This is a genomic window from Micrococcaceae bacterium Sec5.1 (genome assembly GCA_039636795.1).
GTDB lineage: Bacteria > Actinomycetota > Actinomycetes > Actinomycetales > Micrococcaceae > Arthrobacter.
Genome location: CP143430.1, coordinates 4,053,500 through 4,074,015 on the forward strand (window position 1 = coordinate 4,053,500; position 20,516 = coordinate 4,074,015).

General features: G+C 61.1%; 16 protein-coding genes and 1 tRNA gene. 4 read left to right on the forward strand and 13 right to left on the reverse strand.

What is annotated here, in order from left to right; genetic code table 11:
• Positions 1–4 precede the first annotated feature (4 nt).
• The 4 genes from rpsG to rpoB all read right to left on the reverse strand — a co-directional run bounded on the left by rpsG (position 5) and on the right by rpoB (position 8,716).
• Positions 5–475 carry a 30S ribosomal protein S7 gene (gene rpsG, locus VUN82_18505; GenBank protein XAS71059.1) on the reverse strand — a complete coding sequence of 157 codons (471 nt, stop codon included), beginning with the start codon at positions 473–475 and terminating at the stop codon, positions 5–7.
• Between the two features lies 1 nt (position 476).
• Positions 477–851 (reverse strand): 30S ribosomal protein S12, encoded by a 375-nt coding sequence (gene rpsL, locus VUN82_18510; protein XAS71060.1) that lies wholly within the window; start codon positions 849–851, stop codon positions 477–479.
• A 354-nt stretch (positions 852–1,205) separates the two neighbouring features.
• Positions 1,206–5,105 carry a DNA-directed RNA polymerase subunit beta' gene (locus VUN82_18515; protein XAS71061.1) on the reverse strand — a complete coding sequence of 1,300 codons (3,900 nt, stop codon included), beginning with the start codon at positions 5,103–5,105 and terminating at the stop codon, positions 1,206–1,208.
• Between the two features lie 104 nt (positions 5,106–5,209).
• Positions 5,210–8,716, reverse strand: coding sequence for a DNA-directed RNA polymerase subunit beta (rpoB, locus tag VUN82_18520; protein ID XAS71062.1), 3,507 nt, complete (start codon positions 8,714–8,716; stop codon positions 5,210–5,212).
• A 474-nt stretch (positions 8,717–9,190) separates the two neighbouring features.
• Between rpoB and VUN82_18525 the strand changes: the two genes are divergently transcribed.
• From VUN82_18525 to VUN82_18535, 3 genes are all read left to right on the forward strand, one after another.
• Entirely contained in the window at positions 9,191–10,390 is a 1,200-nt protein-coding gene (locus VUN82_18525; GenBank protein XAS71063.1) for an acetyl-CoA C-acetyltransferase, read from the forward strand.
• Positions 10,391–10,406: 16 nt separating this feature from the next.
• Entirely contained in the window at positions 10,407–10,901 is a 495-nt protein-coding gene (locus tag VUN82_18530; protein XAS71064.1) for a YbaK/EbsC family protein, read from the forward strand.
• 76 nt (positions 10,902–10,977) lie between these two features.
• Entirely contained in the window at positions 10,978–12,186 is a 1,209-nt protein-coding gene (locus VUN82_18535; protein ID XAS74740.1) for an IS30 family transposase, read from the forward strand.
• A 131-nt stretch (positions 12,187–12,317) separates the two neighbouring features.
• Here VUN82_18535 and rplL read toward each other — a convergent pair whose 3' ends face one another.
• From rplL to VUN82_18580, 9 genes are all read right to left on the reverse strand, one after another.
• Positions 12,318–12,695 carry a 50S ribosomal protein L7/L12 gene (gene rplL, locus VUN82_18540; protein XAS71065.1) on the reverse strand — a complete coding sequence of 126 codons (378 nt, stop codon included), beginning with the start codon at positions 12,693–12,695 and terminating at the stop codon, positions 12,318–12,320.
• A 76-nt stretch (positions 12,696–12,771) separates the two neighbouring features.
• On the reverse strand, positions 12,772–13,362 hold the full coding sequence (gene rplJ, locus VUN82_18545) for a 50S ribosomal protein L10 (protein ID XAS71066.1): 591 nt from the start codon (positions 13,360–13,362) through the stop codon (positions 12,772–12,774).
• A 325-nt stretch (positions 13,363–13,687) separates the two neighbouring features.
• Positions 13,688–14,842, reverse strand: a complete 1,155-nt coding sequence (locus VUN82_18550; GenBank protein XAS71067.1) for a GNAT family N-acetyltransferase — start codon at positions 14,840–14,842, stop codon at positions 13,688–13,690.
• Entirely contained in the window at positions 14,839–15,951 is a 1,113-nt protein-coding gene (locus tag VUN82_18555; GenBank protein ID XAS71068.1) for a GNAT family N-acetyltransferase, read from the reverse strand. The genes VUN82_18550 and VUN82_18555 overlap by 4 nt, the downstream gene beginning before the upstream one ends.
• Before the next feature lie 120 nt (positions 15,952–16,071).
• On the reverse strand, positions 16,072–16,779 hold the full coding sequence (gene rplA, locus VUN82_18560) for a 50S ribosomal protein L1 (GenBank protein ID XAS71069.1): 708 nt from the start codon (positions 16,777–16,779) through the stop codon (positions 16,072–16,074).
• Between the two features lie 132 nt (positions 16,780–16,911).
• Positions 16,912–17,343, reverse strand: a complete 432-nt coding sequence (gene rplK, locus VUN82_18565; protein XAS71070.1) for a 50S ribosomal protein L11 — start codon at positions 17,341–17,343, stop codon at positions 16,912–16,914.
• A gap of 130 nt (positions 17,344–17,473) precedes the next feature.
• On the reverse strand, positions 17,474–18,334 hold the full coding sequence (nusG, locus tag VUN82_18570; protein XAS71071.1) for a transcription termination/antitermination protein NusG: 861 nt from the start codon (positions 18,332–18,334) through the stop codon (positions 17,474–17,476).
• Between the two features lie 114 nt (positions 18,335–18,448).
• Positions 18,449–18,730: a preprotein translocase subunit SecE gene (gene secE / locus VUN82_18575; GenBank protein ID XAS71072.1), complete on the reverse strand. Its 282-nt coding sequence runs from the start codon at positions 18,728–18,730 to the stop codon at positions 18,449–18,451.
• 81 nt (positions 18,731–18,811) lie between these two features.
• Positions 18,812–18,884, reverse strand: a tRNA-Trp gene (locus tag VUN82_18580).
• Between the two features lie 256 nt (positions 18,885–19,140).
• Between VUN82_18580 and VUN82_18585 the strand changes: the two genes are divergently transcribed.
• Positions 19,141–20,370, forward strand: coding sequence for a pyridoxal phosphate-dependent aminotransferase (locus VUN82_18585; protein ID XAS71073.1), 1,230 nt, complete (start codon positions 19,141–19,143; stop codon positions 20,368–20,370).
• Positions 20,371–20,516: the final 146 nt, after the last annotated feature.

Here is a 20,516-nt window from a genome sequence, read left to right on the forward strand (position 1 = left end):
GGATTTACCAGCGGTAGTGTGCGAAGGCCTTGTTGGACTCGGCCATCTTGTGGGTGTCTTCGCGACGCTTGACAGCGGCACCGAGACCGTTCGAGGCATCCAGGATTTCGTTCTGGAGGCGCTCGGTCATGGTCTTCTCGCGGCGGGCCTTGGAGTAGCCCACGAGCCAACGCAGGGCGAGGGCGGTGGAGCGACCCGGCTTGACCTCAACCGGAACCTGGTAGGTGGCGCCACCAACACGGCGTGAACGCACCTCGAGGGAAGGCTTGACGTTGTCCATGGCCTTCTTGAGGGCAGCAACGGGGTCGCCGCCGGACTTGGCACGTGCACCTTCGAGGGCACCGTAAACGATGCGCTCTGCGGTGGACTTCTTGCCGTCAACCAGAACCTTGTTGATCAGCTGAGTGACCAACGGGGAGCCGTAAACGGGATCGGAAACTAGCGGCCGCTTCGGGGCCGGACCCTTGCGAGGCATATTACTTCTTCTCCATCTTTGCGCCGTAACGGCTGCGGGCCTGCTTGCGGTTCTTGACACCCTGGGTGTCGAGTGCGCCGCGGACGATCTTGTAGCGGACACCCGGAAGGTCCTTCACACGACCACCACGGACGAGCACGATGGAGTGCTCCTGGAGGTTGTGGCCAACGCCGGGGATGTAAGCGGTAACTTCAACGCCACCGTTGAGGCGCACACGTGCCACCTTACGAAGAGCCGAGTTCGGCTTCTTGGGGGTGGTGGTGTAAACGCGGGTGCAAACACCGCGGCGCATCGGGCTGCCCTTCAGCGCGGGAGCCTTGGTCTTGGAGACCTTAGGCGTGCGGCCCTTGCGGACCAGCTGGTTAATCGTAGGCACTTTCGTGTTCTCCGTTGTTTGATCTCTGCCCCCACACACAGGCGCCAGCCAGTGTAAACGTGGGAACTTTGGCGTTGCTCATGCGGCCGGCCGAAACATCCGGTAGGCGTGCAAAAGTGCGGCATTCGTTGCGCATGTTGCCCGCAACCCGGAAACAGGCTCCACCCAGCACCATGAGAACAAAACCAAAATGATGCTGCGGCGGCCTTCATCCACTGCCACACAGAACAATTACCAAAATTCTAGCACGGCTTGATCTGAGGCCTTAATCGGGTGTATGGCGTTCCGTTAACGGGACAGGCCCCGCACTCTTGAGTGCGGGGCCTGTCCTTCAGCCATTAACTACTGCTGGTTTCAGCGGAAGTCGTTGCCGAGATCGTAGTCATCCAGCGGGATGGCGTGGAACTCGGGAGCACCGTCGCCGCCCAGGGCGTCATACGAGAAATCGGTGAAAGCGCTGGGGCCCGTGAACAGGCTTGCCTTTGCTTCCTCGGTCGGCTCAACCGTGACCTCTGTGTAACGGGGCAGGCCCGTTCCGGCCGGGATGAGCTTACCGATGATGACGTTCTCCTTGAGGCCGAGCAGAGGATCGCTCTTGCCTTCCATGGCCGCCTGCGTCAGGACGCGGGTGGTCTCCTGGAAGGAAGCGGCCGACAGCCAGGACTCGGTTGCCAGGGACGCCTTGGTGATACCCATGAGTTCCGGACGACCTGAAGCCGGGGACTTGCCCTCGGACACGACGCGGCGGTTCTCGTCTTCGAAGCGGGAGCGCTCTGCAAGCTCACCAGGGAGCAGGTCGGAGTCGCCGGATTCGATGACGGTCACGCGGCGCAGCATCTGGCGGACGATAACCTCGACGTGCTTGTCGTGGATACCAATACCCTGGCTGCGGTAAACGCCCTGGACCTCGTCCACAAGGAACTTCTGTGCGGCACGGGGACCCATGATGCGCAGAACCTGCTTCGGGTCCACCGGACCGTTGATCAGCTTCTGGCCGACGCTGACGTGCTCGCCATCCTCGATGAGGAGACGGGAACGGCGCAGCACCGGGTAGGCAATCTCTTCGGAACCATCGTCCGGAGTGATGACCAGGCGCATCTGGCGCTCGGACTCTTCGATGGTGATGCGGCCGGCTGCTTCAGCAATCGGTGCGACACCCTTCGGAGTACGGGCTTCGAAGAGCTCCTGGATACGGGGCAGACCCTGGGTGATGTCGTCGCCACCACCAGCAGAAACAGCGCCACCGGTGTGGAACGTACGCATGGTCAGCTGGGTACCGGGCTCACCGATGGACTGTGCGGCGATGATGCCCACGGCCTCGCCGATGTCCACGGTCTTGCCCGTTGCCAGCGAACGGCCGTAGCAGAGTGCACAGGTGCCGACCTTGGACTCACAGGTGAGTACGGAGCGGACCTTGACTTCGGTGATACCTGCAGCCAGCAACTGGTCGATAACGACGTCGCCGCAGTCGGTTCCGCCGGCAGCCAGGACGTTGCCCTGGGCATCGACGACGTCGACAGCCAGCGTACGTGCGTAGGCGCTGTTCTCGACGTTCTCGTCCAGGACGAGCTCACCGTTGGAATCCGGCACGGCGATCGGCGTGAGCAGACCGCGCTCGGTACCGCAGTCCTCTTCGCGGACGATGACGTCCTGCGAAACGTCCACCAGACGACGGGTCAGGTAACCCGAGTTGGCGGTACGGAGAGCGGTATCGGCCAGACCCTTACGGGCACCGTGCGTGGCAATGAAGTATTCCAAGACCGACAGGCCCTCGCGGTAGGAGGACTTGATCGGGCGAGGGATGATCTCACCCTTCGGGTTGGCCACAAGACCACGGATACCCGCGATCTGGCGAACCTGCATCCAGTTACCACGTGCACCGGAGGACACCATGCGGTTGATGGTGTTCATCGGGGACAGGCTGTCACGCATCGCCTGGGCGATCTCGTTGGTGGCCTTGTTCCAGATCTCGATCAGTTCCTGGCGACGCTCGTCGTCGTCGATCAGGCCCTTGTCGTACTGACCCTGGATCTTGGCAGCCATGTTCTCGTAACCAGCCAGGATGGCGGGCTTGGAGGTAGGCACCTCGATGTCGGAGATAGCCACGGTGACGCCCGAGCGGGTTGCCCAGTAGAAACCGGCATCCTTCAGGTTGTCCAGCGTGGCAGCCGTGACAACCTTCGGGTAACGCTCGGCGAGGTCGTTGACGATCCGGGACAGTTCGCCCTTGTCGGCAACAGCCTCAACCCAGGGGTAATCCTCGGGCAGCGTCTGGTTGAAGATGACCTGGCCCAGGGAGGTCTGGACGAGGGCCGTCTGACCCGGCTCCCAACCTTCCGGAGCTTCCCAACCGGCATAAGGCACGAAGTTGTCCAGACGGATCTTGACCTGGGAGTTCAGGTGCAGATCGCGGGCGTCGTACGCCATGATGGCTTCCGAAACCGAGGAGAAGATGCGGCCTTCGCCGGCGGAGCCGACGCGCTTGGTGGTCAGGTGGTACAGGCCGATGATCATATCCTGCGAAGGCAGGGTAACCGGACGGCCATCGGACGGCTTCAGGATGTTGTTCGAGGACAGCATCAGGATGCGGGCTTCAGCCTGGGCTTCCGGGCTCAGCGGCAGGTGCACTGCCATCTGGTCGCCGTCGAAGTCAGCGTTGAAGGCGCCACAAACCAGCGGGTGAAGCTGGATTGCCTTGCCTTCCACAAGCTGCGGTTCGAAGGCCTGGATGCCGAGGCGGTGAAGGGTAGGTGCACGGTTGAGCAGCACCGGGTGTTCGGTGATGATCTCTTCCAGCACGTCCCAAACCTGCGGACGGTAACGCTCGACCATGCGCTTTGCCGACTTGATGTTCTGTGCGTGGTTGAGGTCAACCAGGCGCTTCATCACGAACGGCTTGAAGAGCTCCAAGGCCATCTGCTTGGGCAGACCACACTGGTGCAGCTTCAGCTGCGGGCCAACGACGATGACCGAACGGCCGGAGTAGTCAACGCGCTTGCCGAGGAGGTTCTGGCGGAAACGACCCTGCTTGCCCTTGAGCATGTCGCTCAGGGACTTCAGGGGACGGTTGCCCGGACCCGTAACGGGGCGGCCACGACGACCGTTGTCGAAGAGGCTGTCAACAGCTTCCTGAAGCATGCGCTTCTCGTTGTTGACGATGATCTCCGGAGCACCGAGGTCAAGCAGTCGCTTGAGTCGGTTGTTGCGGTTGATCACACGGCGGTAGAGGTCGTTGAGGTCAGAGGTCGCGAAGCGGCCACCGTCCAACTGAACCATCGGGCGCAGTTCCGGCGGGATCACCGGGACAGCGTCCAGAACCATGCCGAGCGGGCTGTTGTTGGTGGTCAGGAATGCGTTGACAACCTTCAGGCGCTTCAGGGCACGCGTCTTGCGCTGGCCCTTGCCGTTCTGGATGGTGTCGCGCAGGGACTCAGCCTCAGCCTGCATGTCAAAGGTCTCAAGACGCTTCTTGATCGCCTCGGCACCCATGGAGCCTTCGAAGTACATGCCGTAGCGGTCACGCAGTTCGCGGTACAGGCCCTCGTCGCCCTCAAGGTCAGCGACCTTGAGGTTCTTGAAGCGGTCCCAGACCTGCTCAAGGCGCTCGATATCGGCGTCGGCACGCTTGCGGACGTTCGCCATCTGGCGGTCTGCGGAGTCGCGGGCCTTCTTCTTGTCGGCAGCCTTGGCGCCTTCACCTTCAAGACGGGCAAGCTCGTCTTCAAGGTCGCGGGCGATCGTGGCGATGTCGCTGTCGCGGTTGTCCACCAGCTGCTTCTTCTCGAGGTCGTGCTCGACCTGGAGGTTGGGCAGTTCAGCGTGGCGGTTTTCCGTGTCAACGCTGGTGATCATGTAGGCAGCGAAGTAGATGACCTTCTCAAGGTCCTTCGGAGCCAGGTCCAAGAGGTAGCCCAAGCGCGAGGGAACGCCCTTGAAGTACCAGATGTGGGTTACAGGCGCAGCCAGTTCGATGTGGCCCATGCGCTCACGACGCACCTTGGCGCGGGTGACTTCAACGCCACAACGCTCACAGATGATGCCCTTGAAGCGGACGCGCTTGTACTTGCCGCAGTAGCATTCCCAGTCGCGGGAAGGACCGAAGATCTTCTCGCAGAAAAGACCGTCCTTCTCAGGCTTGAGGGTGCGGTAGTTGATGGTTTCCGGCTTCTTGACCTCACCGTAAGACCAGCCACGGATGTCTTCCGCGGTGGCGAGGCCGATCTGCATGAGGCCGAAGGAGGATTCGCTGGACATATGGTCCCTGTTCTCTCTTGTTCTCTAAATTCTGAAGTCTTGGTTACGGGAAGAGGGAGCTGTTCCGGTGGACAGTGACGTACTGCTGCCCACCGGAACGGCTGCTAAACCTCTTCTACGGAACTGGGCTCTGCACGAGACAGATCGATGCCCAGTTCTTCCGCAGCCGTGAAGACTGCGTCATCAGAGTCACGCATTTCGATCGTGGTTCCGTCGGTGGAAAGAACTTCCACGTTCAGGCACAACGACTGCATTTCCTTGATCAAGACCTTGAAGGACTCGGGAACGCCAGGCTCAGGGATGTTCTCGCCCTTGACGATGGCTTCGTAGACCTTCACACGACCGTGGATATCATCCGACTTGATCGTCAACAGTTCCTGAAGGGTGTAAGCGGCGCCATAAGCTTCGAGCGCCCACACTTCCATTTCACCGAAGCGCTGGCCACCGAACTGTGCCTTACCACCCAGCGGCTGCTGCGTGATCATGGAGTACGGGCCGGTGGAACGCGCGTGGATCTTGTCGTCCACCAGGTGGTGGAGCTTCAGGATGTACATGTAACCGACGGAGATCGGGTCCGGGAACGGCTCGCCGGAGCGGCCGTCGAACAGACGGGTCTTGCCGGAGGAATCGATCAGGCGGTCGCCGTCGCGAGTCACATTGGTGGAGTCAAGCAGGCCCGTGATTTCTTCTTCGCGGGCGCCATCGAACACCGGGGTGGCAACGGTGGTCTGGCCGGTTTCACGGGGCAGGTTGGGCAGGTTCTTGACCCACTCCGGCTCGCCTTCGATCTTCCAACCGGTCTTGGCAACCCAACCGAGGTGGGTTTCCAGGACCTGGCCAACGTTCATACGACCCGGAACACCAAGCGGGTTCAGGACGATGTCCACCGGGGTACCGTCTGCAAGGAAGGGCATGTCCTCGATCGGAAGGATCTTGGAGATAACACCCTTGTTGCCGTGACGGCCGGCGAGCTTGTCGCCGTCGGTGATCTTGCGCTTGGCTGCAACGTAGACGCGGACCAGCTGGTTCACGCCCGGGGGCAGTTCGTCGTCGTTGTCGCGGTCGAAGACGCGGACGCCGATGACCGTACCGGACTCGCCGTGGGGCACCTTCAGGGAGGTGTCGCGGACTTCGCGGGACTTCTCACCGAAGATAGCGCGGAGAAGACGCTCTTCCGGAGTCAGTTCGGTTTCACCCTTGGGGGTGACCTTTCCGACCAGGATGTCTCCGGCTTCAACCTCGGCGCCAATGTGGATGATGCCGCGCTCGTCCAGGCCTGCAAGGACTTCCTCGGACACGTTGGGGATGTCACGGGTGATTTCCTCGGCACCAAGCTTGGTGTCGCGGGCATCGATCTCGTGCTCCTCGATGTGGATGGAGGAAAGAACGTCCTCAGCAACAATGCGCTGGGACAGGATGATGGCGTCCTCGAAGTTGTGGCCTTCCCATGACATGAATGCCACGAGCAGGTTCTTACCGAGGGCGAGTTCACCCTGGTCCGTTGCAGGACCGTCGGCGATGATGCCACCGACTTCCAGGCGCTGGCCTTCGTTGACCAGGACGCGGTGGTTGTAGCAGTTGCCCTGGTTGGAACGGGCGAACTTGTTGATGCGGTAGTTGGTCTCCGTGCCGTCGTCGTTGATCATGACAACGAGCTCAGCGGAAACTTCGGTGACCACACCTGCCTTCTTCGCGATGACAACGTCACCGGCGTCGACGGCTGCTGCGCGCTCCATCCCGGTGCCCACGAAAGGAGCCTCGGAACGGACCAGCGGCACAGCCTGGCGCTGCATGTTGGCACCCATGAGTGCACGGTTGGCATCGTCATGCTCAAGGAACGGGATCAATGCGGTTGCCACGGACACCATCTGGCGCGGGGAAACGTCCATGAACTGGACTTCTCCGGCGGGAACCAGAACAGGCTCGCCTCCACCACCACGGGCACGGACAAGGACGGTCTCTTCCGAGAACTTCTTGTCAGCGTCCAGCGGAGCGTTGGCCTGTGCGATCAGGACCTCTGCTTCGTCGTCGGCCGTGAGGTACTGGACCTCGTCGGATACGACACCTTCGGAAACCAGGCGGTACGGCGTCTCGATGAAGCCGAACGGGTTGATGCGGCCGTACGAAGCCAGCGAACCAATCAGACCAATGTTCGGGCCTTCAGGGGTTTCGATGGGGCACATACGTCCGTAGTGGGACGGGTGAACGTCTCGAACTTCCATGCCTGCGCGGTCACGGGAAAGACCACCCGGACCAAGAGCCGACAGGCGGCGCTTGTGGGTCAGACCCGAAAGCGGGTTGTTCTGGTCCATGAACTGCGACAGCTGGGAAGTTCCGAAGAACTCCTTGATGGCAGCTACAACCGGGCGGATGTTGATAAGGGTCTGCGGCGTGATGGCCTCGACGTCCTGCGTGGTCATGCGTTCGCGAACAACACGCTCCATGCGGGAAAGGCCGGTGCGGACCTGGTTCTCGATCAGTTCGCCAACGGCGCGGATGCGACGGTTGCCGAAGTGGTCGATGTCATCGATTTCGACGCGGAGCTCGTGGTCTTCGCCATCGCGCTTGCCCATGAGGGTCTTCTCGCCGGCGTGCAGCGCAACGAGGAACTTGATCATGGCGACGATGTCTTCAACGTGCAGGACCGAAGCTTCCTTGTCACCAAGGGAGCGGTCGATGCCGAGCTTGCGGTTGATCTTGTAACGGCCAACCTTGGCAAGGTCATAACGCTTGGCGTTGAAGTACAGGTTGTCCAGCAGGGACTGGGCAGCCTCGACGGTGGGCGGCTCGCCCGGACGCAGCTTGCGGTAGATGTCCAGAAGCGCGTCTTCGCGGGTTTCGGTGGCGTCCTTCTCCAGCGTTGCACGCATGGAGTCGTACTGGCCGAACTCTTCCAGGATCTGGCCTTCGGTCCAGCCGAGGGCCTTTAGCAGAACGGTGACCGACTGCTTGCGCTTACGGTCGAGGCGGACGCCGACCTGGTCGCGCTTGTCGATTTCGAGTTCGAACCATGCACCGCGGGACGGGATGATCTTCGCAGTGAAGATGTCCTTGTCACTGGTCTTGTCCGCGGTGCGCTCGAAGTAGGCGCCCGGCGAACGGACCAGCTGGGAGACAACGACACGCTCGGTGCCGTTGACGACGAACGTTCCCTTTTCAGTCATGAGGGGGAAGTCGCCCATGAACACGGTCTGCTGCTTGATTTCGCCCGTGTTGTTGTTCATGAACTCGGCCTTGACATACAGCGGTGCCGAGTAAGTGGCGTCACGGTCTTTGCATTCGGCCATGGTGTACTTCGGATCAGCGAACTCCGGCTCGGAGAAGCTCAGGGACATAGTGCCCTGGAAGTCCTCGATGGGGGAGATCTCTTCGAAGATGTCGGCAAGTCCGGAGGTGGTGGCGACGCTGAGGTCGCCCTCCTCGACAGCCTTCGCTACCCGCGCCTGCCAGCGTTCGTTTCCGACGAGCCAGTCAAAGCTGTCGGTCTGCAGGGCGAGAAGATTCGGAACATCAAGGGGTTCATGAATCTTTGCGAATGAGAGGCGGCGAGTGGCACCATCGGTGCTTGCCGTGTTAGCGGTTTCGTTATTAGAGGTGCTCGAGGCGACCAAGAGGGATCCTTCCACAGACCTTCAGGCGTTTTCAGATCTCCCCCGTTTGCATGATGCAGAGTGCTCCGCAGCATACTTATTCCGGTTCCGCTATATGACCCGGACCCAGCTTGCGCATGCCAGTGCACGTTGTGAACGGCACGTCAATGTCGCAGCTGAGAGGTAAAGCCCACCGCTATATGAAGGCTGAAGGTTAACAGGGAAGACGCAAATATCTACGATACGGCAAAGTAGCCTTCCTGTCTACCCCAGATCGTCCGTGAATGCAAGCACTGTTGCTGCAGGCACCTATGCGGAGTCCACGGACGTTGTCCGGAGCATCTGCCGGACGGAGGCACCAAGCCCGTCGTGAAATCTACTGCCGTGGAAACTCCTGCTGTGGAATCTACCGACGGATACAAACGTTGGAAAGGATAGGCTGGCGCACGCCGCACGATAGCCTTGGCTACACCACCACGGATCGGAAGAGAGACCATGAACAACTCCGCTGACGACAATGACGTTGTCATCCTTGCTGCTTCCCGTACCCCACAGGGTCGGCTGAATGGGCAGCTTGCCGGATTCACCGCCGTCGACCTCGGCGCGCACGCCATCAGCGCTGCACTGGCGGCCAGCGGCGTGAAAGCCGAACAAGTGGACGCCGTCATCATGGGACAGGTCCTGCAGGCAGGCGCTGGCCAGAACCCTGCCCGGCAGAGCGCCATCGCGGCAGGCGTTGGCTGGAACATCCCTGCCGTCACCATCAACAAGGTTTGCCTCTCCGGCCTCACGGCTGTCATTGATGCCGCCCGGATGATCCGCAGCGGCGACGCCACAGTAGTTGTTGCCGGTGGCCAGGAATCCATGACCCGCGCCCCACACCTGCTCCCCGGCTCGCGGCAGGGATGGACCTACGGCGCAATCCAAGCGTTGGACGTTGCCGCACATGACGGACTCACCGATGCCTTCGATGGCCAATCAATGGGCTTGTCCACCGAGACCAAGAACGTGACGCTCGGCATTGACCGCCGTGCGCAGGACGAGGTTGCTGCTGCTTCCCACCAGCGCGCGGCTGCCGCGATCGCTGACGGAATTTTCGACGTCGAAATCGCTCCCGTGAGCGTGAAGCAGCGAAAGGGGGATCCGGTGGTCCTCACCTCGGACGAGGGCGTTCGTCCGAACACGACTTTGGAAAGCCTTGCCCCCTTGAAGGCCGCCTTCGCCACGGACGGCACCATTACCGCCGGCAACTCCTCTCCCCTGTCCGACGGCGCCTCCGCACTCGTGCTGACAAGTCGCCGCTTTGCCCAGGACAACGGGCTGGAATACCTTGCAGTCGTGGGCAAGCCCGGCCAGGTGGCCGGCCCGGACAACTCGCTGCACTCCCAGCCGTCAAACGCCATTTCGCAAGCATTGAAGCGGGCTGGATGGACTGCCGAGGACCTGGACTTCATAGAGATCAACGAGGCCTTTGGCTCAGTGGCCGTCCAATCACTGAAGGACCTGAGCTACCCGCTGGAGAAGTGCAACATCCATGGCGGCGCAATCGCCCTCGGCCACCCGATCGGTGCATCCGGCGCCCGGCTGGCCCTGCACGCGGCCCACGAACTCAAGCGAAGGGGAACCGGCAAAGCTGCCGTGTCCCTCTGTGGCGGCGGCGGCCAGGGCGAAGCTCTCCTGCTGTATCGCGACTAATGGCGCAGGACAACTGATGGCGCAGGACGTGGTGGAACCGCACATGAACGGGGCCGAACGGTTCTTGTCCGACGCCGCCGCGCGTGGACTGGACGTGGACGTCGTCGAGCGTCCTGCTGCCCGAAGCCTCGAGGAGGCGGCCGGCATCCTGGGGATCAGTCCCGGGGACATCGTGAAGTCCCTCGTGGTCAAGCATCGGGACGGTAGCTTCCTCTTCGCCCTGATCCCCGGCGACCGGCAGATCTCCTGGCCCAAGCTGCGGGCGTTGGTGGGCGTGAACAAGCTCTCACTGCCACACGCCGATGTTGCCCTTGCCGCAACCGGCTACGAGCGCGGGACCATCACGCCCTTGGGAAGCACCACGCCCTGGCCGGTATATGCGGATGCCACCATCACCGGACGCCGCATTTCCATGGGGGCCGGAGCCCATGGCAGGAGTGCATTCGTGGACGCCGATGAACTCACGGCTGCGCTCGGAGCAATCGTGGCCGATATCAGCGAACCCAACTAAGTAGCAGTAGAGCGCGTTTTGAGCCTGGCGGAATCATATGGTCAGTGCAACATTCCTGGTTTCGGTGGAGGTTGCGTTGGTTACAAGGTTTTCGTTTGGTCAGGTTGATCGTGATCGTTTCATAGCGTTGGTTTGCTCGGGCACTGCGTTGGCGGTTGCTGCCGGTGATGTGGGTGTGTCGAGGCGCGGTGGCACGAGGTGGTGGCATGAAGCTGGTGCCATGGAGCTGATAAAGGGAAAAGGCGGAGGCGGTATCGCGGGTCCGGGTCGGGCGGATAGCCCGTCCGGCCCGGGTCATCCGTTGAGCCTGGATGAACGGATAGAGATCCAGATCGGTCTGCGGGAACGTAAGAGCGTTGCCGGGATTGCCGCGACGCTGGGGCGTCACCGGAGTGTTGTTTGGCGGGAAATCCGCCGAAACAGCGGCCCGGACGGTCTCTACTATGCCGGGACTGCCAATGCCCGGGCCGCTGCCCGGGCATTGCGTCCCAAGCCGTTCAAGATCATCAGCTCCGGGTTGTCGACGTTCATCGCCGAGAACCTCGAAGAGGGGTGGAGTCCGAAGCTGATCTCCGATGTCCTGGCCAAGGAACACGGCCATGATGTATCCATGCAGATCAGCCACGAGACCATCTACAAGTGCCTTTACGTTCAGACCCGCGGCCAACTGCGCAAGGACCTCTCTCAGTACTTGAGCCTCAAACGCAAGGCCCGCGTGCCTCGTGAGAAGACCCAGGACGGCGAAACCCGGGGCCGGTTCAACGATGCTCTGAAGATCAGCGAACGACCGGCTGAAGTAGCCGACCGCGCCGTGCCAGGGCACTGGGAAGGTGATCTCATCATCGGAGCACGCGGCAAATCCGCCATTGGCACACTGGTCGAGCGCAGTACGCGGTTCACGATCCTCCTCCATTTACCCCTGGACCATGGCGCCGACGCCGTCACCGCGGCAATGATCGCCCAAATGAAGGACCTGCCCGAGCACCTGCGCCGGACCATCACCTGGGACCGCGGTTCGGAAATTGCCGGCTACGAACAAATCCGCATGGAACTGGACGCTCCGGTCTACCTCTGCGACCCCCACTCACCATGGCAGCGCGGAACCAACGAGAACACGAACCGCCTACTTCGCCACTGGTTCGAAAAAGGCACGGACCTGTCCGAATACACCGCCAAGGACCTCAAACGGATCCAGGACTCCTTGAACCGCAGACCACGGCCCACCCTGAACCTGGACACCCCGGCACAACGTCTCAACCAGCTACTCTTCGAACAGGCAGCCTAACCACGGCCGTGTTGCACGCACCCCTTGACATCGCCCCTTCTAAACGCGCTCAAGTGCGACCTACTTGGGTGCATTAAACGCAGGAAGCCCCGCCCGGGCGAACCGGGCGGGGCTTCCACAAGCAAGACGAGTTACTTGAGGGTAACCGTTGCGCCAGCTTCTTCGAGCTGAGCCTTTGCCTTCTCGGCGGCTTCCTTGGTGGCGCCTTCGAGAACAGCCTTCGGTGCGCTGTCAACCAGGTCCTTGGCTTCCTTGAGGCCGAGGGAGGTGATGGCGCGAACTTCCTTGATCACTGCGATCTTCTTGTCGCCAGCAGCTTCGAGGATGACGTCGAAGTCAGTCTTCTCTTCAACGGCTTCAGCAGCGCCGCCAGCAGCGGGGCCAGCAACTGCAACAGCAGCAGCCGTAACTTCGAAGGTCTCTTCGAAGAGCTTGACGAACTCGGAGAGCTCGATGATGGTCAGTTCCTTGAAAGCTTCAATGAGCTCTTCGTTGCTGAGCTTCGCCATGGTGGCGTCCTTCCATTAGTCGGTGCAGATCCGGACTATGCCGCTTCATGCACCTGAGTTTGATTGGGGGGAGAACTTAGTTCTCTTCGGTTGCAGCTTCAGCGGCTTCGGCCGGAGCCGCAACCTCTTCAGCAGCAGCCTCGGCGGCCGGAGCTTCGTCAGCGGCCGGTGCAGGTGCGCCGCCCTCTTCTTCAAGCTTGAGGCGCAGGGCATCAATGATGCGTGCGGCAGCGGATGCGGGGGCCTTGAGGACACCAGCAACACGTGCAAGCTGCAGCTCGCGGGACTCCAGGGCTGCCAGTGCGGCAACACCTTCTGCGTCCAATGCCTTGCCTTCGAAGTAACCGGTCTTGATAACCAGCTGCTTGTTGGTCTTGGCAAAGTCCGTCAGGCTCTTGGCAGCAGCAACAGCGTCGCCCTTGATGAAGGCGATTGCAGTGGGGCCGGCAAGCTGATCGCCGAACGCGTCGACACCAGCTTCCTTGGCTGCAATGGCGCTCAGGGTGTTCTTGACGACCGAGAACTTGGTGTCCTGGCCGAGCGCAACACGCAGTTCCTTGAGCTGTGCAACAGTGAGCCCGCGGTATTCGGTCAGGACAGCCGCGTTCGATTCCTTGAAATCGTTGGTGATCTCTGCAACAGCGGAGACCTTGCTAGGCGTTGTCATAACCCTCCTTCCGGGGAATAAAGCCGGTCTTCCGGGTCCCCGCTCACGAGAGCTAAAACTAAAAACGCCCCGCGCAGATGCACGGGGCTTGGCTCAACACAGTTTGCACTGCGGAGACTTGCTTCGTTCACCTGCGCTGGCCGCCCTATGTTCAGGGTCCTTCGTCAAGGAATGCACTTTGTTCTCAGGGGCGTAGCTGCAGAATTGAGCTGAGCTCGAAAGAGTGGATTCCCATCAACCGACGGTCTTTGGTACTTCAAGGTTACGGGAGACTGATCGGCAAACCAAATCGAGGCCGCTGCGCCGCGGTGGGATGCCTGGCTGGCTACTCCGACGACGTAACCTTCGGTCCCCGATCAGGAAGCTCCTTTTGCCAGAGTCCGGTGACTCCCGCCGTCGTAAATCCCAATTGCTTGTTCACGGTCAGAAGGTACCGGTTTTCCGGGGCGTTCCAGGTGTAAATGACGCGGGCATCCGGAAATTGCTCACTGAGCCTTTCCATGTTGGCCACTTTGATCAGCAGGCCCAGCTTGTTGCCGCGGTGTTCCTGCAGGACCAAGGTGTCGTCCTGGAAAACGACGTCCTGACGGTGCGCAAGGACGCTGATCGTGGTGAGGCCGGCCAGCCGCCCGCTCTCAATATGTTCGACGGCGGTGACCACCGTCCGCCTGCCCTGCGCCAAGGCGGCGTCTTCGGTTTCGCGCAAAACAGCGGCGTCGAAGACCATGCCGGAAACCTCGACGGCCGAGTCTTCTTCCTCGCCGTCCTCACCGTGGACAACCTCACCCGCAGCGTTTTCCAGCTCAGCCACGGCCTCCAACCAAGCCTCGGGGCAACGATCAGTCCAGTGGTGCAACCTGTACCGGCCAGCGTTCGCTTCCTCGGCCTCGGCTTGAAGATCCGCTACGAGTTTGGAGTCCAGAGGGAGCACGCAGGAACTGAATTGCTCGATGTGCTGGAGGGTATAACCGGCCCGCTGGGCAAAGTCCACTTCCCTGCTGCTGACAGGAACGAAGCCTGGGCCGCTGCCGGGAATCAATTGGTCTTCAGGTATCTCGGTGAGCGAGGTTGCCGGGTGGTTCGTGTCCACCAAAACCATGGTGCGGCCCTCTGAACGAGCCAACTGCTCTGCGGCCTCCAGGAGCTGACGTCCGACGCCCTGACTCTGATAATCCGGGAGAATATCCAGGGTGAACTCCGCCAGGTCCATGTTGTCCGCGAGCGGCAGCGCAATGTCCACTGTTCCGACGATGACCCCGTCAACCTTGGCTACAAGGATGATCTGGCGCTCATAGGGGTCGGAGAATTCAAGCAGCTTCTCCAAAGGCGTGTATGCCAGGTCATCGCTTCCCCAGGTCTGCATACGGACCCGTCGCGCCACTTCCACGGCGTCCAGGAAATCCCTTGCTTTGGGGCTGTCCAGATTGTCCGGCACCCATAGCTGCTCGACTACAACGGTCTTCGCCTCGTCTACAGTCATCCCAGCCGTTTCTGATATTCGCCTTCAAAACCGGAAGGCTTGAATCCAAGGGCGATATTTATGGCCAGCATATGCCGGTTTTCATTGGCGTTCCACGTCATAACGCTCGTGGCGTCAGGCCAGAGCGCTTCTGCACGACGAAGATTGGCGATTTTGACCAGCATGCCAAGGCCGCGTCCCCGGTGCGCGGGAGCCACCAGTGTGTCCTCCTGGCTGACAACAGCCGGCAGCGCCTGGCGGTGGGTCAAGACCGTATAGGCAGCCAACTCCCCGCTCTTGTGGTGCTGGGCGGCAGCCACAACAGAGTCCACGCCACTTGCGCGCCACGTCGATTCCTCACGGCGAACCCGCACGGCGTCCCATTCTTCGCCTTCCCATCCCAGACCGGCGATGGGTACCTCCGTGCTCATAAGGCTCTTGAGCCTGGCAAAATTGTCCACGAGTTCGTCCGGGCACTCGTTCATCCACCCAATGACCTTGTACTCCGTTGCCCGGCGCAACGCCTCGACTTCGAGTTCCATCAGGTGCGCCTCGTCAACCGGCAGGGTCAAAGTGCTGCTGGTTTCCACCTGTTCCAGGGAATAACCATGGTGCAAGGCAAAGCGGGTCGATGCCGCGTTCAGTGGTACGCCACCGGTGCCTGACTTTGCTTCCAGCAACGCCTCCCCGGCAAGTACGGGGGCGATCGGCTCCCCGCAGTACCCGTCAAGGGAAGTGCGGTTCCGCTCCACAGCCGCCTTCTCAAGGACTTCCAGGATCCTCGTCCCGATCCCACGCCGACGGAAAGCGGCGTCCACGAGGACGTCCACACCCGCCGTCGTCGTGTTCTCGCTCAACGGCAGCGTCCGTGAACCGCTGCCCACCATAACGCCGTCCAAGCGGGCCAGGTAGACCTGCCGCTCCTCGTATTCATTGCCTTGCCAGAACATGAACGACTCGGCCAGTGTGGCCGAATGGTCCAGGTTCCCCCACAAGGCAAGCTCATGGGCGATGCGTAACGCATGGAAGGCTTTGAAGTCCGCTGACGCAGTGGCCTCCGGACCTTGCGGAACGGGAAGCCTCTCTATGGTGAGCCCGCCGTTGGCGGAAAAGTTCGACGACGGTGCCACGCCCCACAGCCTACGGCCGCCTCTGGTGCCAAACAAGTGACCAACCGCCGATGCGAACCCATGAAAAGGGACCGCCCGGCAATGCCGGACGGTCCCTCTCAGAGTTAGTACTCGCGATGCTTATGCGTCGGTGAGAACCTTGGTGACGTTCGGGTCAACGGTGATGCCCGGACCGAACGTGGTGGCAACAGTAGCCTTCTGGATGTAGCGGCCCTTGGAAGCGGACGGCTTCAGACGAAGGACCTCTTCCAGTGCAGCTGCGTAGTTCTCAGCCAGCTTCTGGACGTCGAAAGACACCTTGCCGATGATGAAGTGCAGGTTCGAGTGCTTGTCGACGCGGAAGTCGATCTTGCCGCCCTTGATGTCGTTGACAGCCTTGGTGACATCCGGGGTAACCGTACCGGTCTTCGGGTTCGGCATGAGGTTACGCGGGCCGAGGACCTTACCGAGGCGGCCAACCTTACCCATGAGGTCAGGGGTTGCCACGGCGGCGTCGAAGTCGGTCCAGCCGGCTGCGATCTTTTCGATCAGGTCATCGGAACCAACGAAGTCGGCGCCGGCAGCGATTGCTGCCTCAGCCTTGTCGCCTGTTGCGAAAACGAGGACGCGGGCGGTCTTACCGGTGCCGTGCGGCAGGTTGACGGTGCCACGGACCATCTGGTCAGCCTTACGCGGGTCAACGCCCAAACGGAAAGCGACCTCAACGGTTGCGTCGAACTTGGAAGGGTTGGTGTCCTTCGCGAGGGTGATTGCCTCGAACGGGGCGTAGACCTTGTCTGCCTCGATCTTGGCTACGGCTGCCTCATATGCTTTGCTGCGCTTTGCCATGCTGCTTATTTCTCCTTGTGCAGTTGTGGTCTGCGGACCGCGCTGGGCCCTGCCACAAGCCGCGGATCCGGCAAGGATCCTGCGGCATTTCAATGTTTCAGATGCCGGTTGCCCGGCGGATGAAGGCTGTATTTAGCCCTCTACGGTGATACCCATGGAACGGGCGGTACCAGCGATGATCTTGGCAGCTGCCGCGATGTCGTTGGCGTTGAGGTCTTCCATCTTGGTGGAAGCAATCTCTTCGACCTGCGCCTGGGTCAGCTTGGCAACCTTGACGGTGTGCGGGGTAGCCGAACCCTTGGCAACGCCTGCAGCCTTCTTGATGAGCTCTGCAGCCGGCGGGGTCTTGGTGATGAAGGTGAAGGAACGGTCTTCGTAGACCGTGATTTCAACCGGGATAACGTTTCCGCGCTGGGATTCCGTTGCAGCGTTGTACGCCTTGCAGAATTCCATGATGTTGACACCGTGCTGGCCAAGCGCAGGACCGATCGGCGGAGCCGGGTTAGCGGCACCTGCCTGGATCTGCAGCTTGATGAGGCCGGTGACCTTCTTCTTGGGAGCCAATGTAGGGTCCTTCTCTCAATAGCTTCCTGGGACACAGGAGCGCGTCCCAGGTTGGTGGCCGCCATGGCAAGGCGGCCGGCCGCTTCCGAACCGCAAAGCAGGCGGAACGGGAGCGAAATCTTGGAATCAGCTAGATCTTGGTGACCTGGTTGAATGCGAGCGTAACCGGGGTTTCGCGCTCGAAGATCGAGACCAGGACCACGAGGGTCTGGGACTCGGGCTTGATCTCGGAGATCGTTGCCGGAAGCGTCTCGAACGGGCCTTCCTTGACGATGACGGACTCGCCGACCTCGAAATCGACGGCCACGGGAGCCTGGTTCTGCTTGTTGACCGGCTTGCCCTTCTCGGCCTGCTCTTCTTCGAAGACCGGGGCGAGCATGGAGAAGACCTCGTCAAGGCGCAGCGGGACCGGGTTGTGGGCGTTGCCCACGAAGCCAGTGACGCCGGGGGTGTGGCGGACGGCGCCCCAGGAAGCGTCGGTCAGGTCCATGCGGACCAGGACGTAACCGGGGATGCGGACGCGGTTGATCACCTTGCGCTGGGCGTTCTTGATCTCGACGAATTCTTCCATCGGGACCTGGATTTCGAAGATGTAATCTTCCATGTCCAGTGTCTGGATGCGGGTCTCAAGGTTGGCCTTCACGCGGTTTTCGTAACCGGCGTAGGAGTGGATGACGTACCAGTCACCCTCCTGGCGGCGCAGCTTGGCCTTGAATTCCTCGGCCGGATCGGCGGGGGCTGCAGCAGCGGCCGCCTCCAGCGAGACATCGGCAGCGTCCTCATCGGACTCAGCGTCTACTTCGTCGGCCTCGTCATCAGACTCAGCGTCTACGTCAGACTCGAAATCCTCTTCGGAATCATCGACGTCGGCAGATTCGGGCGCAGCAGAGTCAGCCTCCGACTCTTCCGCAGCCTCAGCCGCGGCGTCGTCCGTGCTTTCAGCGGGCCCATCCAGCTCAGCCTCGTTTACCTCAAGCTCCTGCTCAGACACTTGGTCTCCTGCTTCCTCATTGCCTAACATGCCTATTTAAATGGCTCAATTCCGCAAACCCCACAAAATTCCTGAATTACCAAGGAATTTCACGCAGTTTGCGGACAGATCCGCTTAGCGGTCCGTAGCGCCTGACCCACCGAAGACCCAACTCACTCCCGTGCCGAAGGCAAGGTCCAGCAGGGTGACGATGAGCATCATGATGGCTACGAACACCAGCACCACGAGCGTGTAATTGATCAGTTCCTTGCGGGTCGGGGCAACGACCTTCTTCAGTTCGCCGATAACCTGGCGCATGAAGAGTGCAATTCGGGCAAAGAAGCCGGCATCGGCTTTCTTGGCAGGACGGCCCTTTGAGCTGCTAGCAGCCGTTTCGGTCACCTGGTCCTCACTCACCTTGCAAAGTCGTTTGACCCGGCTCTGATCAGAGCCATGGTTGCTGCGCTTGCCCCGGCGTTTCCGCCGGAACAGCTTGCGCAGGGCAGACAGGACTCGAACCTGCAACCTGCGGTTTTGGAGACCGCTGCGCTACCAATTGCGCCACTACCCTATGGATCGAATCCATGTTTCAGGCCGCACTTCAGCCTGTGGTGCTTTTCAACACCGGTGAACCAGTCTACGCAAGAACTTCGCGATAGTCGAACCGGACTAATTCCGGGCCTTCCGGCCGCTTATGAATCAATGTGAGCAGCATTATCAGTCACATTGTCCAGCAGGCGCCCGGGAGCTCCGCAGAACAGCATAAGGTAGTTTACGTCGAATCCCATCATCCAGCCCACGAGCTGCCTGCGAAGAACGGTACATAGATGTCTGCCGGAACACCTGCCGCCCGCATTTCACAACGAATCTCCGCTATTGCCGAGTCCGCCACCCTTGCCGTTGACGCCAAGGCCAAGGCACTAAAGGCCGCGGGGCGCCCCGTGATCGGTTTCGGTGCCGGCGAACCCGATTTCCCCACCCCGGACTACATCGTCAAGGCAGCAATTGAGGCTGCTGCCCAGCCGAAGTACCACCGCTACTCCCCCGCTGCCGGGCTTCCTGAGTTGAAAAAGGCCATCGCCGATAAGACCCTCCGGGACTCCGGCTACAAAGTGGACCCATCGCAGGTCCTGGTGACCAATGGTGGCAAGCAGGCTGTCTACAACACCTTCGCTACCTTGGTTGACCCGGGCGACGAAGTCATCATCCCCACGCCCTTCTGGACCACTTATCCGGAAGCCATCCGTCTCGCAGGCGGCGTTCCGGTGGAGGTATTCGCCGGACCCGAGCAGGGCTACCTCGTCACCATCGAGCAGTTGGAAGCCGCGCTGACGGACAAGACCAAGATCCTGCTGTTCGTCTCCCCCTCCAACCCGACCGGCGCTGTATACAGCCCGGAGCAGGTTGCGGAGATCGGAAAGTGGGCTGCTTCCAAGGGCCTGTGGGTTGTCACGGATGAAATCTACGAGCACCTGACCTATGACGGCGTGGAGTTCACCTCAATCGCCACCGCGGCGCCGGAGCTTGGCGACAAAGTCGTCATCCTCAACGGCGTGGCCAAGACCTACGCCATGACCGGTTGGCGCGTGGGGTGGATGATCGGTCCGGCCGATGTCATCAAGGCCGCAACCAACCTCCAGTCGCACGCTACATCCAACGTCTCGAACATCATGCAGGTTGCCGCCGCCGCCGCCCTCACGGGTCCGCTGACCGCCGTCGACGAAATGAAGGTCGCCTTCGACCGCCGCCGCAAGGCAATCGTCGCCGGCCTGAACGCGATTGAGGGCGTGGAATGCCCGACGCCGACCGGCGCCTTCTACGTGTATGCCGACGTCCGCGGCCTGCTGGGTAAGGAATTCGAAACCTCCCACGGCCCGGTGCGTCCGAGCACGTCGGCAGAACTTGCCACGCTCATCCTGGACGAGGTTGAAGTTGCCATCGTTCCCGGTGAAGCATTCGGCCCCTCCGGATACGTCCGCCTGTCCTATGCTCTCGGAGACGACGACCTCGCCGAGGGTGTCCGCAGGATCCAGGAATTCCTGGGCCGGGCGAAATAGCTCCAACCCCAGTAGCTAATCCTGGTTGAATGCTCCCGCACCAATGTTTGGTGCGGGAGCATTTCCGGTTAAGCGGCGGGATGTGCGAGAGGAACCGGCAGAAGGCCGGCGGATGTGAGAGAGGATCCGTCAGAAGGCCGGCGGAT

Coding starts and splice junctions, on each gene's coding strand:
- rpsG (XAS71059.1), bottom strand. CDS start 475: ATGCCTCGCAAGGGTCCGGCCCCGAAGCGGCCGCTAGTTTCCGATCCC.
- VUN82_18515 (XAS71061.1), bottom strand. CDS start 5,105: ATGTCCAGCGAATCCTCCTTCGGCCTCATGCAGATCGGCCTCGCCACC.
- VUN82_18525 (XAS71063.1), top strand. CDS start 9,191: ATGAACAACTCCGCTGACGACAATGACGTTGTCATCCTTGCTGCTTCC.
- VUN82_18530 (XAS71064.1), top strand. CDS start 10,407: ATGGCGCAGGACGTGGTGGAACCGCACATGAACGGGGCCGAACGGTTC.
- rplL (XAS71065.1), bottom strand. CDS start 12,695: ATGGCGAAGCTCAGCAACGAAGAGCTCATTGAAGCTTTCAAGGAACTG.
- rplJ (XAS71066.1), bottom strand. CDS start 13,362: ATGACAACGCCTAGCAAGGTCTCCGCTGTTGCAGAGATCACCAACGAT.
- VUN82_18550 (XAS71067.1), bottom strand. CDS start 14,842: ATGACTGTAGACGAGGCGAAGACCGTTGTAGTCGAGCAGCTATGGGTG.
- rplA (XAS71069.1), bottom strand. CDS start 16,779: ATGGCAAAGCGCAGCAAAGCATATGAGGCAGCCGTAGCCAAGATCGAG.
- VUN82_18585 (XAS71073.1), top strand. CDS start 19,141: ATGTCTGCCGGAACACCTGCCGCCCGCATTTCACAACGAATCTCCGCT.